Source organism: Bacillus sp. ISL-39, assembly GCF_018613295.1.
GTDB lineage: Bacteria > Bacillota > Bacilli > Bacillales > Cytobacillaceae > Mesobacillus.
On sequence record NZ_JAGGQM010000011.1, the window covers coordinates 102,726 to 118,858 of the forward strand.

The window sequence follows — 16,133 nt, forward strand, 5'->3', positions numbered from 1 at the left end:
CGCTATGCGGAACAGCCTAAAAAACATGATTAGGGGGAAGAGTATGAACAGGGAACAATTGATTGCACCGCAAAAGTATAATCTGGTATCTGAAATGGAGCGTTACGCACAGGATCAGGAAAGAAAAGCGATTCTCTGGGAAAATGAGGAAGGCAGTACAAAAGAGATTACATACCGTGAACTTCTTAATAATGCGAATAGAATTGGAAACGTTTTCTTGAAACATGGTTTGCATCAGGGGGATGTCGTGCTGGTTGTAGTGCCAAGATTGATTGAGGCCTACCAGGTATATATTGCGTCGTTGAAAATGGGATTGGTCGTCATTCCTAGTTCGGAAATGCTAAGAACGAAAGATTTTCAATATCGAATCAACCATGGTGATGTAAAAGCAATTGTCAGCTATGCACCTTTTACAAATGAATTCGCTGGAATCGAGGAAGCCGATAGCCTGCCAAAGTTCGTGATTGGAGACGAGAAAGAAGGCTGGATCCATCTCGATGGAGAAATGAAAACAGCATCCGAAGAGCTTCAACTGGCAAATACAGAACGAGATGACATGGCATTCCTCAGTTACACCTCCGGAACAACCGGCAATCCAAAGGGAGTCGTCCATACACATGGATGGGCATATGCGCATCTTCGCACAGCAGCAACAAACTGGCTCGGTATCCAGGATGGTGACACGGTCTGGGCCACTGCGGGTCCTGGCTGGCAAAAGTGGATCTGGAGCCCGTTTTTATCCGTTATGGGGACAGGAGCAACCGGCCTGGTTTACCAGGGCAAGTTCGAGCCCCAAAAATACTTATCACTTCTACAAAAATACAATGTGAATGTCCTCTGCTGTACACCGACGGAATACCGTCTGATGGCGAAGGTAGAAAACTTAAGTGACTTTAATCTGCCAGGGCTCCACAGTGCGGTTTCTGCAGGAGAACCACTTAACCGTGAAGTAATTGATACATTTAAAAAACATTTCAATGTCGATGTTCGCGATGGATATGGACAGACGGAGAACACTCTGCTTGTCGGCGTAACTAAAGGCATGGAACTAAGACCGGGTTCGATGGGCAAGCCAACGCCTGGAAACCGAGTCGAAATTATCAATGAAAACGGTGAGCCTTGTCCTCCAGGAGAAGTAGGGGATATCGCTGTCCATGTTGAAACACCAGCGTTATTCAAGAACTATTACAAGGATCCAGAGCGAACGGCAATGCAGTTCCGCGGCGATTACTATGTAACAGGGGACAAAGCGAGCAAAGATGAAGAAGGCTATTTCTGGTTTGAGGGACGCGGCGATGACATCATCATCAGCTCTGGTTATACGATCGGGCCATTCGAAGTTGAGGATGCACTTGTAAAACACCCTTATGTAAAAGAATGTGCTGTAGTCGCATCACCTGATGAGATTCGCGGCCATATCGTCAAAGCCTTTGTTGTCCTGCGTGACGGCGTCAGTCCTGAACAGGAGAACCTTGTTGCTGAGCTGCAGCAGCACGTGAAGGAATTGACCGCACCATATAAGTATCCTCGGAAGATTGAGTTCCTTGAAGAGCTCCCTAAGACAACTTCCGGTAAAATTCGCCGCATAGAATTACGCAAGAAGGAATTGGAAGGCGCAAAATAAAGAGTGAAAACAAAGGGCAGGCCGATATGGTCTGCTTTTTGTAATTCATTATGTGTTTATTCCGTGCGCATAAAAATCAAGTATGCGTTGGAAATGAAAATTTGGGTATATTTATTTTAGAAAGGGTGGTTCATAATGAAAATTGAAATCAGGGAGGCTGCATTGGAAGAGTTACGTAAGGTCCAATTCGGCAATGGTGAAGGAATAAGAATTCTGGCAGAATTTGTTGGAACATGTTCGATCGCGACGGACATCCAACTGCAAATAGAGGAAAAGAAGGCTAGTGATGAAGTGATGACAGAAAGCGGCATAAACTTTTTCGTGCCGGAAAAATCACTGGAGTCCCTCCCAGATAAAATATTCCTGGATTTTAAGCCAGGGTTTGGCTATAAAATTTCCTCTGCTGAAGAGACATTTGGCTATAACTTCAAGCTGAAGCCGCGAAACGAAAAATAACCCAGTCATTTAGGGTTATTTTTTTTATGTCATAACAGATCAGAAACCATCGCCCTAATGGAGACAGAATAAGAAGCGAAACCAGAAAAAGCGTCATCCATTGGAATTATGGAGGCGCAGGATCAGAAGAAAGCGTCATTCATTACCCTTATGGAGACACAAAAAGAAGCTATGTCCGCAAATTTTGTCTGCAATTAAACCCAAAAAATGATTGTCAGTCCTGGCTTCCGCCTTTATAATGATATTATTTCGAGTCTAGAAAGATTAGGGGGCTGTTCGGATGGATAAAAGGACCGAACAACAAGCTGGAGTTTTGTACGCAGCTTTTTCTTATATATTATGGGGTGTCCTTCCTGTTTATTGGAAGCTGTTGAATCATGTAAATGCTGATGAAATCCTGGCTAACCGTGTGTTTTGGTCGTTTTTCTTCATTGCTGTCATTTTAATCCTTAACAAGAAATGGGGACTTTTCACTGGGACATTGCTTGGGTTGGCCCAAAATAAGAAGCAGCTTGCCGCCCTGGCTGTGGCATCGATGCTAATTAGTATTAACTGGTTCATGTATATCTGGGCAGTCAATACAGACCAGATGATCGAAGCAAGCCTTGGTTATTATATCAATCCGCTCGTAAGCGTCCTACTGGGAATGGTATTCCTGAAGGAACGTCTTTCTATGCTGCAATATATATCATTTGCGCTTGCAGGAATCGGTGTGCTGATCATGACAATTTCCTACGGACAATTCCCATGGATCGCTTTAACACTTGCAATCTCCTTTGGCCTGTACGGATTGGCTAAGAAGCTGATAAAGGTGGATTCTGCTGTCGGTCTCGCTCTCGAAACACTGGTCGTTATGCCGCTCGCAGCTATCTACATTGGCTACCTTATTACCCAGGGAACGAACTCCCTGTTTGCGGGTTCATTGCCGACTACCCTGCTGCTTGCAGGTGCAGGGGCGGCTACGGCAGTTCCTTTGCTGTTTTTCTCGAAAGGAGCGCAAAGGATTCCACTCGCAACACTGGGGATTTTGCAGTATATTGCTCCAACATTGACGCTCATTCTCGGAGTTTTCGTCTATCACGAAACTTTCTCGTCTGTCCACCTGCTGGCCTTTACCTTTATCTGGTCGGCATTGATTCTCTACTCCTTATCAAGGACTAAGATGGCCGCAGCATTGACGGTTAAGTGGAAAAAAGAAAAAGGAATGCCTATGTAAAAAAGAGAGCTGCGGAAAATTCTGCAGCTCTTTTCTCATTGTAAAAGACGGCATATTCAAATTAAGGTAAAATATGTTAAAATATTTACAGGATAGATTGCTGAGTCAGGAGTGATGGAATGAAGGAGAATTTAAGGTTTGCCTGGATTGCTACTTGGTTTGCGCTTGTTGGACAGCTTGTTTTCTTTCTTGGTGTCTCTGTTTTCACAGGAGAATGGAGATATGTAATGTGGAGTTTTATGGTGAGTTTATTAGCCGGAGTTCCAAGCCTGGTCAATACCTGGCAGGCTCAGAAAAGAATGAATCTCAGTAAAGCGGATCAATAGTTTGTCGCTAATGTTTAACAAAAAGCCCAGAGTTCACTCTGGGCTTTCTTGGTCTCTGCGGCTTGCCGCTTATAAAAAGGTCCTCTTCACTTTTTCCCAGAAAGAGTTGTCCTTGAGTTTGACAGTCTTGATGATTTTGTTGCTCAGCTGCACATCGAATTTTTCGACATGCTGGATGCTCACCGCTTCGTTGTCTATTCCCATGATTGGATAATCATTGCCGTCCTGGGCAACCTTGAAGGTAAGCTTGCGGTCACCGCCTAGGATGAAAGATGAGCCGAGTGTACGGTAATGATTGTTGTTGACTGAAGCGAGCTCGCTCACCTGCATGCAAGGAAGCAGCGGATCGACTACCGCTCCATTGACCGACTTGTTATAAGCTGTACTTCCCGTAGGAGTAGCGACGATCATCCCGTCCCCGCGGAATGTTTCAAAATGCTTGTCGTCGATGAATACATCCATCACAAAAGCTTTGATGATCGCTGACCGGACACTGAACTCATTCAGGCAGCCAAATGTTGTTTCCTCATCGATTGTTACCTCGATGGTCGGGTAACGCCTGACCTCGATTTGTGCAGTTGTGATGGCTTCAATCATTTTATCTGTGTCTTCAAGATGGAAATCGCAGTACATATTCAGGGAGCCGGTAACCGAAATGCCGGCATAAAGACAATCATCACGGAAGCCTGTCTTTCTGACAGCCTGAAGGAATGTACCGTCATCCCCAATGCTTACGATGATATTTGCGGTACGATGGTCAGTCACGATATTGAATTCATAGCGGCGAGCCAGCTCATATAAAGGCTCAACTTTTTCCAGCATGGTTGTGTCTGGTGTGTGGTGAAAATAAATATTACGGCGATCTGGCATATAAATTCCTCCAAACATTATGTAATTCTTCCATATTTTTACCCACTTTTAAAAACTTTTGCTAAAATAAATGTTATTGACATCAGTTTATCATTTTTTCATAAGGTTTTGAAAGTGCAGAAACTTACAAGGGGGCTTCAACATGAATGGTAAAAGGTGGGCGGCTTTAGGGATTGCCGTCGGATTATTCATTGCATCAACAGTTATCAATCTTCTGTCTACATTCGCTTTCAGTGACGCAGAAAGTGCTTTTACGGATATGTTTGCAGTATCGGAGGAAATGTTTGCGGAAGAAATTATCGAAGAAGGTGACATGCTCTCTAAAATAGCAGTATTGTCGATCAATGGAGTGATCCAGGATACCGGGGATGCTGAATCATTTTTTGAAAGTCCGCTCTATAATCACAGGGCGTTCATGGAGCAGCTTGATTATGTCAAAGAAGCAGATGATGTTAAGGCAATCATCCTGCAAGTGAACTCTCCTGGCGGCGGCGTCGTGGAAAGTGCTCAAATCCATGATAAAATCAAAGAAATCCAGAAGGAAACGAAAAAGCCAGTTTATGTGTCGATGGGGTCAATGGCCGCTTCTGGAGGTTATTATGTTTCTGCGCCTGCAGATAAAATTTTTGCCAGCCCTGAAACACTTACTGGATCGCTGGGTGTCATCATGCAGGGAGTGAATTATGCCGGTCTTGCAGAAAAGTATGGAGTCGAATTCACAACAATTAAAAGCGGGCCATACAAGGATATCATGAGCCCGTCTAGACCGATGACAGAGGAGGAGCGTGAAATCCTCCAATCGATGATCGACAACTCCTATGAGGGATTCGTAAAAGTCATTTCGGAAGGACGCGATATGTCTGTGGCACGGGTCAAGGAAATTGCCGATGGCCGGATTTATGATGGACGCCAGGCAAAGCAGCTGAATTTGATCGACGGATTTGGTTATCTTGAGGATGTCATCGAAAGTGTCAGGAAAGACAAAAAACTTGGCGATGCTACTGTCGTTAAATACACAGAAAGCATGGGCTTTGGTTCATTTTTCAGCATGGGTGCTCAAAAGATCATGGGGAAAGATGCAGAAATGGCCGGCTTAATGAAGATATTGTCCCAGCCTAATTCTCCACGCCTCATGTATTTATATGCAGAATAAGGAGGGAGAAAAATGAATTCTGATGACTTTAAAGATCAGGAAAATGTACCATCTCAAACGGAAGATGGTAACGATATCATGGATAGTTCTGAACCCTCTGATAACAGGTCGGGTTATCAAAAAGAGACCGCCCGTCCAATACTACAGTCTGATCCGGGCAATTTACCTGGTCAGGGAAATCCCGAAGCTGACACTTATGAAAAAGGCAGGATTGAACCGGAGAATCATATATATGCCGGTCTCTATGCCGGTTTCTGGACACGTTTTTGGGCGTATTTGCTTGATTTGATTGTAATCGGAAGCGTCAACCGGATGATCATCAATCCTGTATTCCGGGCATTGGATTTATCGTTGATTGAGGATGGAATTTTTTCGCCAATGGCCATCGCGACTGCAGTCGTATTCTATTTGTATTTTGTGTTAATGACAAAATTCTTCGGCCAAACTCTTGGAAAAATGGTCTTTGGTTTGAAAGTAGTCGAGCTGGATGGAAAGGGCCTTACATGGGGAACCGTTATTTTCCGCGAGTGGGTCGGCCGCTTCATTTCAGCGACTATCATGATTTTGTATGTGGTCGTTGCTTTTACGAAAAAGAAACAGGGGCTGCATGACCTGTTCGCAGATACAACTGTCATATATGAACCACGTTAGAGTGAACCTGCTGCGGCAGGTTTATTTTTTTGCCTTTTTGTTGATAATAATAAGCTGAAAGGTTGTGGAGGACGATGAAATGGGTGCTGCTTGCCATACTGCTTCTCACGGTGCTTGTACTTATAATCCTTTTTACAAAAGTTAAGATTTTTTTAGATTATTTCCACGGCAATGATAATGATCATTTTAAGGTAACAATTAAAGCGTGGGGCGGCTTAATCAAGTTCAAGATAGAGGTGTCGGTTGTAAAAATCGATGATAATTCTCCCACTATCGTTGCTGAGCAAAAAGTCAAAGCAGGTCCCGATGAAAATATGAAACAACAAAAAACCACTCAGGTTGATAAAAAGGATTTACTTGATAGCCTGCATGATTTTAAGCAGCTGATCACCCATATCGCCGGTCTCCATAATATCGTACGGAATTTTTTAAAGAAGGTAACGATACGTAATATTGAGTGGCACACAATGGTTGGAGTATCGGATGCAGCAGCCACAGGAGTCATTACAGGTGCCTTTTGGGCAGTCAAAGGCGGAGTGATCGGGCTTCTGAGCAACAATATGAAAATGAAAGAGATGCCTGTCATGACAATCACACCGAGCTTTCAGCAAACCGTATCAATTACTAGTTTTAAATGTATGATACAAGTCCGAGTCGGGCATGCTATTTTAGCAGGAATAAAGCTGGTTAAATATTGGAGAGGCGGCTGGCCTGAATTTAAATCAAAGCCATTATCCGCTCTTTCCGGTGATAATTCTAATTCTGTCTAAAATAAGGAGGAAACAGGAATGTCCGACCATCCAATTCAAGGACTAATGACAACTGCCATGGAAAGCTTGAAAGAAATGATTGATGTCAACACAATCATTGGGGACCCCGTAGAAACACCGGATGGAAGTGTAATCCTGACAGTTTCAAAGGTAGGTTTCGGTTTTGCTGCCGGTGGAAGTGAATTTGTTCTGGAAAGCTCAAAGGGAGGATCTGGCGGATCTGGCGGCTCTGGGGGACAATCCGGAGGAGCACAGCACCCGTTCGGAGGAGGAAGCGGCGGCGGTGTGTCGATCACACCAATTGCTTTCTTGATCGTCAACTCAAAGGGTGTTAAAATGCTTCATCTTGACGAAAATACACATTTGTATGAGAAGATACTGGACCTTGCCCCTCAGGCAGTGGAAAAAATCCAGCAAATGATGTCAAAGAAAGACCAGAACAGCCAGGATAGCAGCCAGAACAAAAACCAGGGCCAATCTCAGTCACAATCTCAGTCACAGTCTGAATACAACGGTCCAAAAACAGATCTTGAATTTTAAGCAGATCGATGTCACAGTTTCATTTCACGAAAATTTCCATCACCAATGATCAGTGGGAAGCTGTCTTTTCGAACGGAAAGGCAGCTTATCTATGTAAGTTTGGTACGCTGTCCTTTAGTAAAATAATTGCAAAAAGATTCTTTAAAAGATATATTTACACTGTACATATAATGGACAAGGAGGATGAGCAGGTATGGCATCTGTTACATTTAAGGGGAACCCAGTTACATTGCTAGGAAATGAAGTAAAGGTTGGAGACCAGGCACCAGATTTTAAAGTGCTTGCAAACGACCTTTCAGAAGTGACACTTCAGGATTCAAAGGGACAAGTACGTTTGATCAGTGTTGTTCCTTCACTGGACACAGGAGTTTGTGACGCGCAGACTCGCCGTTTCAATGAGGAAGCTGCCAACCTTGATAACGTTAAAATTCTGACAGTCAGCGTTGACCTTCCATTCGCTCAAAAGCGCTGGTGCGGAGCGGCTGGAATCGAGAATGTCCAGACTCTATCTGACCACCGCGAGCTTTCATTCGGAGAAGCTTACGGAGTAGCAATCAAGGAACTACGCCTGCTCGCTCGTGCAGTATTTGTTGTTGATTCAAACGACAAAGTAACATACGTCGAGTATGTAAGCGAAGCAACTGACCACCCGAATTACGAAGCAGCAGTGGAAGCTGCAAAGCAAGCAAACTAAAACACACAACATTAGGACAAGCCGCAGAAAGGAACTGCGGCTTGTTTTACTTTGAATACAGGTTTCTTTTATGCCCCGCTTCGCTTCCTATCGGACAAACGGGAAGCGGAAAGCGGAGAAAGTGCCCGATAGGAGAGCTTTATCGGACAAACAGAAGGCGGAGAACGGGAAAAGTGTCCGATAAAATTTCTGTTCACATGCATGGATCGCAAGGTTGCCCAATTGCTTTCCAGTCATATGCCTTGTACCCAATGCGAAACACGGCTAAAATATATAAATATCTATTCAAATCAGGAGGAAGAAAAGTGAGTATGACTCCGGTCGAACAATTATTTACTGCATTCAATACAACAGCAGATATTTTAAAAGAAGAGTTATCTTGTACATATTTAGAGGCGCTTGCGGAAAGCGGGGAAAACATGTTCCAGGGCACAGTGCTCCAGGACGAACTGAATGAAGTCACAACAAAACGGCTTGAAAAAGTATATAAGGAGACTAACCTTGATTCTTTTAGCAAAGAAGAAATCCGCAAAGGCTTCCAGCTTGCGATTTTGAAAGGAATGAAGGAGCATGTTCAGCCGAATCATCAAATGACACCTGATTCTGTCGGCATGTTCATTGGCTACCTGGTCAATAAGTTTGTCGACAAGAAGTCATTTAGGCTGCTTGACCCTGCGGTCGGAACTGGGAACTTGCTGGCGACGGTATTGAACCAGCAGACGGATAAGGAAATCGAGTCTGTCGGTGTTGAAATTGATGACCTGCTGATCCGGCTGGCTTTTGTAAATGCCAATCTCCAAAAGCATCCGGTCGAGTTTTTCAATCAGGACAGCCTTGAACCATTGTTTGTTGATCCGGCGGATGCAGTCATTTGTGACCTTCCAGTCGGTTACTACCCGAATGACCTTCGAGCGGAGCAATATGAGGTAAAAGCAAAAGATGGCCATACATACTCTCATCACATGTTCATTGAGCAAAGTACGAAGCATGTAAAAGAAGGCGGATATTTGTTCTTCATGATACCCAATGGCCTTTTCGAAAGTGAACAAGCCCCAATGCTGCATGAGTTCATTAAAAACAATCTGATTGTCCAGGGTATTTTACAGCTTCCGGCTTCTCTGTTTAAAAACAAGCAGGCAGCTAAAAGTATCCTTATTCTGCAAAAGAATGGTGAAGAAGTGAAAGCGCCAAAGCAGGCACTCCTTGCCGAGCTTCCAAAGCTATCCGACGGCCCAGCGGTGAACAGGATGCTGAATAAAATCGATCAATGGTTTAAAGATAATAAAACGGAACAGCAATAGAACCGGATCAATACCCGGTTCTTTTTTCATTTGTTTGTGGTATATAAAACATGGCAATGTTTTTTTCTAATCCTTAGAAGTGTCTGAATAAAAACTCATTTCTCCTTTGGAAAAGCTTTGCTTGAAATGTGAAAAAGACAGTGTTTAAATGAGAAAATGAGAGATATAATTGCGGCCTGTGGCACACAATAAATGTGTACTATTTCACTGTATTTTTAACCAGGTTGTTATATAAAAGGAGCGGTACAAATGTCTAAAATAATTGCAATCAATGCCGGCAGTTCGTCACTAAAGTTTCAATTGTTCGAAATGCCCAGCGAAGAAGTGATCACTAAAGGAATCGTGGAAAGAATCGGCCTTAAAGATTCTATTTTCACTATCTCAGTAAATGGAGAAAAGAATAAGGAAGTTACTGATATCCCGAATCATGACGTTGCGGTAAAAATCCTTCTTGATAAACTTACTTCATTGGGAATCATTCAGTCACTTGATGAAATCGAAGGAATCGGCCACCGTGTCGTTCACGGCGGTGAAGAATTCAGTGATTCCGTATTGATCACCGATGCGGTTTTAGAAAAAATCGAGGAACTTTCTGAGCTTGCGCCACTGCACAATCCAGCTAACTTAACTGGTATCCGCGCATTCCAGCAGGTGCTTCCAAATGTTCCTGCGGTTGCTGTATTTGATACAGCTTTCCACCAGACAATGCCAGAGAACTCTTTCCTTTACAGCCTTCCATACGACTACTACAAGAAGTACGGAATCCGTAAATATGGCTTCCATGGTACTTCACATAAGTATGTTTCCCAGCGTGCAGCTGAAATGCTTGGCCGCCCGGTTGAGCACCTCCGCTTGATTTCATGTCACCTTGGAAACGGTGCAAGTATCGCGGCTATCGAAGGCGGAAAATCAATAGATACATCCATGGGCTTCACTCCACTTGCGGGTGTGACGATGGGGACTCGTTCAGGTAACATTGATCCGGCCTTGATTCCATATATCATGGAAAAAACAGATAAGAACGCTGATGAAGTTTTAGATGTCCTCAATAAAGAGAGCGGTATGCTTGGTGTATCTGGTTTCTCCAGCGACCTTCGTGACATCGAAGACGAAGCAGAAAAAGGGAATGACCGAGCTGAGCTTGCTTTGAAAGTTTTTGCGGACAGAATCCATAAATACATCGGTTCATATGCAGCACGCATGTGCGGTGTCGACGCTATCATCTTTACGGCAGGCATCGGGGAAAACAGTTCAGCAATCCGTGCCCGCGTCCTGCAGGGCCTTGAGTTCATGGGCATCTACTGGGATCCAGCTTTGAACAAAGTGCGCGGCGAAGAAGCTTTCATCAGCTACCCGCACTCTCCTGTAAAAGTAATGGTTATCCCGACAGATGAAGAAGTCATGATCGCCCGTGATGTCGTGCGTTTGGCTCAATAAATCATACTTTTTAAGGCAGAAGCGAAGATGCTTCTGCCTTTTTGTATAGTGGGAGTTTTGATCGTGTCCAGCTAGTCGCTTCGCTCCTCCCAATGAAGTCAAAGAACGACGCCCTCTAAGGCACAGGACGTGCAAATCCGCAAGCCGCACGATGTGGCGTTTTAAGCGGACAGCGCTTGTCGGGGCTGACCGAGGCGCTTCCGCTTTTCTTGTGCTATACTGGAAGAAAATTCAGATATGCTGGAGGTTTTTCAATGCCTTTGACTCAACGGGAACAAAAGGTGCTGGACGAATTAAGTGCTTGGGAAAACAATCTCTACGATTATGAACCGAATGATTTTGAATTGGCGTATGACCGATATCTTGAACGGTCTTTTTCGCTTTTGCCAGAAGAGGTACAGGAACGCTTTTTCACTTTATTCGACGGCTGGCTTTTCCATCTCCACTCTCTAATTCAGGGTTCACAGCTGCAGATGGATGCCAAGGAACGTATTCTTTCTGCCGGGCGGGTTTTCCAGCCTGACCTTGAAACGATTGAGGATTTAAGGGAGCTGCCGATTGAACAACTTGAATTCATTGCCAGACAGCAAATTGCCCGCCACAGACTCTATTCCTTCGTCCAGGGCGGCATGTCGGGAAGCGGTGGAAACCTTGTACTAGGGGCAGATATCCCGGCGATGGCTGTCATAAATTTGCGGATTGTCCAGCTGGTTGCGATGACGTATGGATTTGAAGTAAATACTCCATTTGAAATGATGGTCGCTTTGAAGGTTTTCCATACGGCGACAATGCCTTCAAGGATGCAGAGCGCTGGCTGGGAAGAGTTGAAAAATGACCTCGAACAGGCAGACGACTATTATTTCTATGAAGGCAATGATGACCTGACAGACGTAACATGGCTGGAACAGCCAATCAAACAGATTTTCAAGGGTATGGCGATCCTGATGTTCCGCAAAAAGCATGTCCAGGGCATGCCGGTGATCAGCATGGCGATTGGAGCAGGAGCAAACTATCAATTGACGAGAAGGGTCACTGACTTCGCCCATAAATTTTACCAAATGAGATATTTCAAAGAAAAAGGAGCTCTGTAGGGGTATGAGTACTCAGGAACACAAGCAGGCTGCACCGAGCCAGGTCCGCTGCAAAGTCATAACAGTAAGCGATACAAGAACGCCGGAAACAGATAAAAGCGGCAAGCTGATGATGGAAATGCTCGAGGCCGCAGGTCATAAGATCGTCGATTATGTGATTGTTAAAGATGAGGCAGAACCGATTAAGTCTGAAGTGCTGAAGGGCTGTAGCCAATCTGATGTGGATGTCGTGCTTACCAATGGAGGCACAGGGATCGCCAAACGTGACGTCACAATCGAAACAGTCCAGGCCCTCTTCGAAAAAGAAATACCTGGATTTGGCGAGATTTTCCGCATGCTCAGCTATACCGAGGATATTGGTTCGGCTGCCCTGCTATCGCGTGCCGCAGCCGGAGTCGTGAATGATCGCGCTGTCTTCTCAACACCAGGATCAACAGGTGCTGTACGCCTGGCAATGGAAAAGCTGATCATTCCAGAGATTGGGCATGTGGTAAGAGAATTGACGAAGGATTTATAACGAATTGTGGATGGAATCTTAACAGATTTCATCTTTTTTTGTTTTTTAAAAGAATCTGGGGTGATTGCTCGAATAAGATGTATTGGTTTTTTAGTAGCAGCATCAAGTTCAGACAGGTTTGAGTGGGAAACAAGGAAAAGTTGTCAAGAAAACAACGGAATCGTGACAGATTTGGTAAACACAGGAAAAGCTGTCAAAATACCAGTGGAGCTTAACCAGGAATGGCCGGAATAAATTTAATCATAAAGCAGACAAACAAAAAATAGCCCGGAGCAGCTCCAGGCTATTTTTTATGCAAATGAAAGTATTATCGATGGATCTTCTCTGATGAAATGTCCTGCTGGGTGCGATACCAGAGCCAGAGATCGTTGATGATGGACGCAAGCTCGGAAATTTCGCTGTTCAGTTTACAGGAGCGGATGAAGTCGCTTTCATCGGAAAGCTGGGCTTGCTTCAGGTTGATTGTTTTTTCAAGCTCTGCGATCCGGTCAGGTATGCTGCCGCGAATTTTTTCCCAATGGAGGAGAATCGCGTGCCGTGTATCAAGGTCGTAATCTTCCCAGTTTCCTTGCAGGTCTGGCAGGGGAATGCCCAGTCGGCTGTTAAAAAGAAAAAATTGTTCCATTTCTGATGGTGCCCCCATTCCGGTAATCTTGCTTACATTCTACTATACTTTTAATCCTGCTTCCATACCAGTCTGATACATGAGCAGATTCACGGGATCAATTAAAAAAAACATATTTTATCTTGAAATGTGCTCAAAAACCTGTTACCTTTATAAACATGAATAAAAATTTATAAGTATGAATAAATATTCGACTAAAAGGAGCATGAAAAAATGGCTGAAAATAAAGTGGTGCTTGCCTATTCTGGCGGGCTTGATACATCTGTTGCGATCAAATGGCTGAAGGACCAGGGTTACGCGGTAATTGCTTGTTGTCTTGATGTTGGTGAAGGAAAGGATCTTCAATTCATAAAAGAAAAAGCGTTGAAGGTCGGCGCAATCAAATCATATGTTTTGGATGTCAAAGAAGAATTCGCCAATGATTATGCACTGTTCGCCCTGCAGGCCCATGCATTATACGAGGGAAAATATCCGCTGGTATCAGCATTATCGCGTCCCTTGATTTCTAAGAAACTAGTGGAAGTAGCAGAAATGGAGGGTGCAACAGCTGTTGCGCATGGCTGCACAGGAAAAGGAAATGACCAGGTGCGATTTGAGGTATCAATCAAAGCATTGAATCCCGATCTGAAGGTCATTGCTCCTGTCCGTGAGTGGAAATGGTCGCGTGAGGAAGAAATTGCTTATGCAGCCAACAATGGCATTCCGATTCCAATCAATCTAGACAGCCCGTTCTCCATTGACCAGAACCTTTGGGGAAGAAGCAATGAATGCGGAATTCTTGAGGATCCCTGGCAGGCACCTCCAGTAGAGGCTTATGAACTGACAGCAGAGCTTGAAGACACACCGAATTCACCGGATATCATCGAGATTGAATTTGTTGAGGGTGTTCCAACAGCGATTGATGGCAAAACTTATCCTCTTTCAGAATTGATTCTTGAGCTTAACAGTATTGCAGGCAAGCATGGTGTCGGAAGGATTGACCATGTGGAAAACCGTCTGGTCGGCATCAAGTCACGCGAGGTATACGAAGCTCCTGCTGCGATGACTTTAATCAAGGCTCATAAGGAACTGGAGGATATCACGCTTGTTAAAGAGGTAGCCCATTTCAAGCCGGTTATTGAGAAAAAGCTGACCGAATTAATTTACGAAGGGCTCTGGTTTTCACCGCTTCAGGATGCGCTGGCAGCGTTCCTGAAATCAACACAGAAGCATGTGACGGGTACTGTCCGTGTCAAGCTTTTCAAAGGGCATGCAATCATTGAAGGCAGAAAATCTCCATATTCTTTATACAATGAAAAACTGGCGACTTACACTGCTGACGATGAGTTCGACCATAATGCTGCTGTTGGATTCATCAATCTATGGGGACTGCCAACAGTTGTCCACAGCATGGTCCAGGGCAAGAAGGTGACAGTGTGAAGAAATTATGGGGAGGCAGATTCACCGGCTCTGCTGAGGATTGGGTCGATGAATTTGGGGCATCGATCGGTTTTGACCAGGAACTGGCGAAGCAGGATATCGAGGGCAGTATCGCCCATGCAACTATGCTTGCGAAGTGCGGAATCGTAACAGAAGCTGAAGCAGATAATATTATTCAAGGACTAAGGAAACTGGAGCAGCAAGCAAGTAATGGCGAACTCAAATACTCAGCCAAACTCGAGGATATCCATCTGAACCTTGAACATCACCTGACAGAATTGATTGGTCCAGCAGGCGGCAAACTTCACACGGCACGGAGCAGGAACGACCAGGTGGCGACCGATATGCATTTATACCTGAAAGATCAGGTATCTGAAATCATCGAGCTGATTTCTGAGTTCCAAAAAGCTCTGGTTGAACAGGCAGAACAAAATATTGAGACATTGATGCCCGGGTATACTCACTTGCAGAGGGCACAGCCAATTTCTTTTGCCCATCATCTCATGGCATATTATTGGATGCTTGACCGCGATAAACAGCGTTTTATGGATAGCATGAAAAGAATCAATCTATCTCCCCTTGGGGCGGGAGCGCTTGCGGGAACTACTTTTCCGATTGACCGCCATATGACAGCAGAAATTCTGGGGTTTGAGGGCATCTATGAAAACAGTCTGGATGCTGTGAGTGACCGTGATTTTATTCTCGAGTTCCTCTCAGACAGCTCGATTTTAATGATGCATCTGTCACGATTGTGCGAAGAACTTATCCTCTGGTCGAGCGAGGAATTCCAGTTCATTGAGCTTTCAGATGCATTCACGACAGGCAGCAGCATCATGCCGCAAAAGAAGAATCCGGATATGGCTGAACTGATCCGCGGTAAAACAGGCCGTGTCTATGGAAGCCTGATGGGACTCTTGACGGTATTGAAAGGCTTGCCTCTGGCGTATAACAAGGATATGCAGGAAGATAAAGAAGGCATGTTTGATACGGTCAAAACAGTGAAGGGCTCCCTGAAAATTTTCGCTGGCATGGTCAGTTCGATGAAGGTGAGAACGGAGGAAATGGCAGAATCAGTCAAGAAGGATTTTTCGAATGCAACTGAGCTGGCTGATTATCTGGCGGCAAAAGGCGTACCTTTCCGTGAAGCACATGAAATCGTCGGCAAGCTTGTCCTTGATTGCATCCAAAAAGGCTGCTACCTTGCAGACCTGTCATTAGAAGCCTACAAGTCCATGAACCCGTTGTTCGAAGATGATATTTTCGAGGCGTTGAATCCTTATAATGCCGTGAAAAGACGAAACAGTGCTGGAGGCACCGGCTTCTCACAAGTGAAATTTCAGATCGAGAAAGCAAAAATAACATTATAAAAGGCTGTTTTGGCATGGATTGTTGCTATTGTTCTAAAATCGAATAAAGATTGCTTTAGTATGGTTGAGAAAGCAA

The 16,133-nt window shown here is 44.5% G+C and carries 18 protein-coding genes; 16 read left to right on the top strand and 2 right to left on the bottom strand.

Annotation, left to right across the window (positions count from 1 at the left end):
• Positions 1-43 precede the first annotated feature (43 nt).
• From mbcS to J7E37_RS10925, 4 genes are all read left to right on the top strand, one after another.
• Positions 44-1,624, top strand: coding sequence for an acyl-CoA synthetase MbcS (gene mbcS / locus J7E37_RS10910; protein WP_215023907.1), 1,581 nt, complete (start codon positions 44-46; stop codon positions 1,622-1,624).
• Positions 1,625-1,759: 135 nt separating this feature from the next.
• Entirely contained in the window at positions 1,760-2,080 is a 321-nt protein-coding gene (locus J7E37_RS10915) for an iron-sulfur cluster biosynthesis family protein (protein ID WP_214780725.1), read from the top strand.
• 280 nt (positions 2,081-2,360) lie between these two features.
• Positions 2,361-3,296, top strand: a complete 936-nt coding sequence (gene rarD / locus J7E37_RS10920) for an EamA family transporter RarD (RefSeq protein ID WP_214780723.1) — start codon at positions 2,361-2,363, stop codon at positions 3,294-3,296.
• Between the two features lie 119 nt (positions 3,297-3,415).
• Positions 3,416-3,622: a hypothetical protein gene (locus J7E37_RS10925; RefSeq protein WP_214780721.1), complete on the top strand. Its 207-nt coding sequence runs from the start codon at positions 3,416-3,418 to the stop codon at positions 3,620-3,622.
• 69 nt (positions 3,623-3,691) lie between these two features.
• Here the strand turns inward: J7E37_RS10925 and J7E37_RS10930 are convergent, their stop codons facing one another.
• On the bottom strand, positions 3,692-4,492 hold the full coding sequence (locus tag J7E37_RS10930) for an NAD kinase (RefSeq protein ID WP_214780719.1): 801 nt from the start codon (positions 4,490-4,492) through the stop codon (positions 3,692-3,694).
• Positions 4,493-4,634: 142 nt separating this feature from the next.
• Here J7E37_RS10930 and sppA point away from each other — a divergent pair, with 142 nt between their 5' ends.
• The 10 genes from sppA (at position 4,635) to J7E37_RS10980 (ending at position 12,880) form a co-directional block, all read left to right on the top strand.
• Positions 4,635-5,645: a signal peptide peptidase SppA gene (gene sppA, locus J7E37_RS10935; protein ID WP_215023909.1), complete on the top strand. Its 1,011-nt coding sequence runs from the start codon at positions 4,635-4,637 to the stop codon at positions 5,643-5,645.
• A 210-nt stretch (positions 5,646-5,855) separates the two neighbouring features.
• On the top strand, positions 5,856-6,296 hold the full coding sequence (locus J7E37_RS10940) for an RDD family protein (protein ID WP_353050013.1): 441 nt from the start codon (positions 5,856-5,858) through the stop codon (positions 6,294-6,296).
• A 74-nt stretch (positions 6,297-6,370) separates the two neighbouring features.
• Positions 6,371-7,066, top strand: a complete 696-nt coding sequence (locus J7E37_RS10945) for a DUF2953 domain-containing protein (RefSeq protein WP_215023911.1) — start codon at positions 6,371-6,373, stop codon at positions 7,064-7,066.
• Positions 7,067-7,084: 18 nt separating this feature from the next.
• Complete coding sequence (gene ytfJ, locus J7E37_RS10950; RefSeq protein WP_215023913.1) at positions 7,085-7,606, top strand: GerW family sporulation protein; 522 nt, start codon at positions 7,085-7,087, stop codon at positions 7,604-7,606.
• Between the two features lie 193 nt (positions 7,607-7,799).
• The gene (gene tpx, locus J7E37_RS10955) at positions 7,800-8,300 is read left to right on the top strand and encodes a thiol peroxidase (protein ID WP_214780708.1); all 501 of its coding nucleotides are present in this window, start codon (positions 7,800-7,802) and stop codon (positions 8,298-8,300) included.
• Between the two features lie 305 nt (positions 8,301-8,605).
• A complete protein-coding gene (locus J7E37_RS10960) occupies positions 8,606-9,601 on the top strand; it encodes a class I SAM-dependent methyltransferase (RefSeq protein WP_214780707.1) in 996 nt (331 codons plus the stop codon).
• Positions 9,602-9,850: 249 nt separating this feature from the next.
• A complete protein-coding gene (locus J7E37_RS10965; RefSeq protein ID WP_214780706.1) occupies positions 9,851-11,038 on the top strand; it encodes an acetate kinase in 1,188 nt (395 codons plus the stop codon).
• Positions 11,039-11,292: 254 nt separating this feature from the next.
• A complete protein-coding gene (locus J7E37_RS10970) occupies positions 11,293-12,129 on the top strand; it encodes an EcsC family protein (RefSeq protein ID WP_214780705.1) in 837 nt (278 codons plus the stop codon).
• Between the two features lie 4 nt (positions 12,130-12,133).
• The gene (locus J7E37_RS10975) at positions 12,134-12,646 is read left to right on the top strand and encodes a MogA/MoaB family molybdenum cofactor biosynthesis protein (protein WP_215023915.1); all 513 of its coding nucleotides are present in this window, start codon (positions 12,134-12,136) and stop codon (positions 12,644-12,646) included.
• Between the two features lie 6 nt (positions 12,647-12,652).
• On the top strand, positions 12,653-12,880 hold the full coding sequence (locus J7E37_RS10980) for a hypothetical protein (protein WP_214780703.1): 228 nt from the start codon (positions 12,653-12,655) through the stop codon (positions 12,878-12,880).
• 73 nt (positions 12,881-12,953) lie between these two features.
• Here the strand turns inward: J7E37_RS10980 and J7E37_RS10985 are convergent, their stop codons facing one another.
• Positions 12,954-13,271 carry a hypothetical protein gene (locus tag J7E37_RS10985; protein ID WP_214780702.1) on the bottom strand — a complete coding sequence of 106 codons (318 nt, stop codon included), beginning with the start codon at positions 13,269-13,271 and terminating at the stop codon, positions 12,954-12,956.
• A gap of 213 nt (positions 13,272-13,484) precedes the next feature.
• On the opposite strand from J7E37_RS10985, the gene J7E37_RS10990 reads away from it, so the two are divergent.
• Entirely contained in the window at positions 13,485-14,690 is a 1,206-nt protein-coding gene (locus J7E37_RS10990) for an argininosuccinate synthase (RefSeq protein ID WP_215023917.1), read from the top strand.
• Positions 14,687-16,057, top strand: coding sequence for an argininosuccinate lyase (gene argH, locus J7E37_RS10995; protein ID WP_214780698.1), 1,371 nt, complete (start codon positions 14,687-14,689; stop codon positions 16,055-16,057). The genes J7E37_RS10990 and argH overlap by 4 nt, the downstream gene beginning before the upstream one ends.
• Positions 16,058-16,133 lie beyond the last annotated feature (76 nt).

Excerpts from the sequence above, each read along its gene's own strand:
- mbcS (WP_215023907.1), top strand. The coding sequence starts at position 44 with ATGAACAGGGAACAATTGATTGCACCGCAAAAGTATAATCTGGTATCT.
- J7E37_RS10915 (WP_214780725.1), top strand. The coding sequence starts at position 1,760 with ATGAAAATTGAAATCAGGGAGGCTGCATTGGAAGAGTTACGTAAGGTC.
- rarD (WP_214780723.1), top strand. The coding sequence starts at position 2,361 with ATGGATAAAAGGACCGAACAACAAGCTGGAGTTTTGTACGCAGCTTTT.
- J7E37_RS10925 (WP_214780721.1), top strand. The coding sequence starts at position 3,416 with ATGAAGGAGAATTTAAGGTTTGCCTGGATTGCTACTTGGTTTGCGCTT.
- J7E37_RS10930 (WP_214780719.1), bottom strand. The coding sequence starts at position 4,492 with ATGCCAGATCGCCGTAATATTTATTTTCACCACACACCAGACACAACC.
- sppA (WP_215023909.1), top strand. The coding sequence starts at position 4,635 with ATGAATGGTAAAAGGTGGGCGGCTTTAGGGATTGCCGTCGGATTATTC.
- J7E37_RS10945 (WP_215023911.1), top strand. The coding sequence starts at position 6,371 with ATGAAATGGGTGCTGCTTGCCATACTGCTTCTCACGGTGCTTGTACTT.
- ytfJ (WP_215023913.1), top strand. The coding sequence starts at position 7,085 with ATGTCCGACCATCCAATTCAAGGACTAATGACAACTGCCATGGAAAGC.
- tpx (WP_214780708.1), top strand. The coding sequence starts at position 7,800 with ATGGCATCTGTTACATTTAAGGGGAACCCAGTTACATTGCTAGGAAAT.
- J7E37_RS10965 (WP_214780706.1), top strand. The coding sequence starts at position 9,851 with ATGTCTAAAATAATTGCAATCAATGCCGGCAGTTCGTCACTAAAGTTT.
- J7E37_RS10970 (WP_214780705.1), top strand. The coding sequence starts at position 11,293 with ATGCCTTTGACTCAACGGGAACAAAAGGTGCTGGACGAATTAAGTGCT.
- J7E37_RS10975 (WP_215023915.1), top strand. The coding sequence starts at position 12,134 with ATGAGTACTCAGGAACACAAGCAGGCTGCACCGAGCCAGGTCCGCTGC.
- J7E37_RS10985 (WP_214780702.1), bottom strand. The coding sequence starts at position 13,271 with ATGGAACAATTTTTTCTTTTTAACAGCCGACTGGGCATTCCCCTGCCA.
- J7E37_RS10990 (WP_215023917.1), top strand. The coding sequence starts at position 13,485 with ATGGCTGAAAATAAAGTGGTGCTTGCCTATTCTGGCGGGCTTGATACA.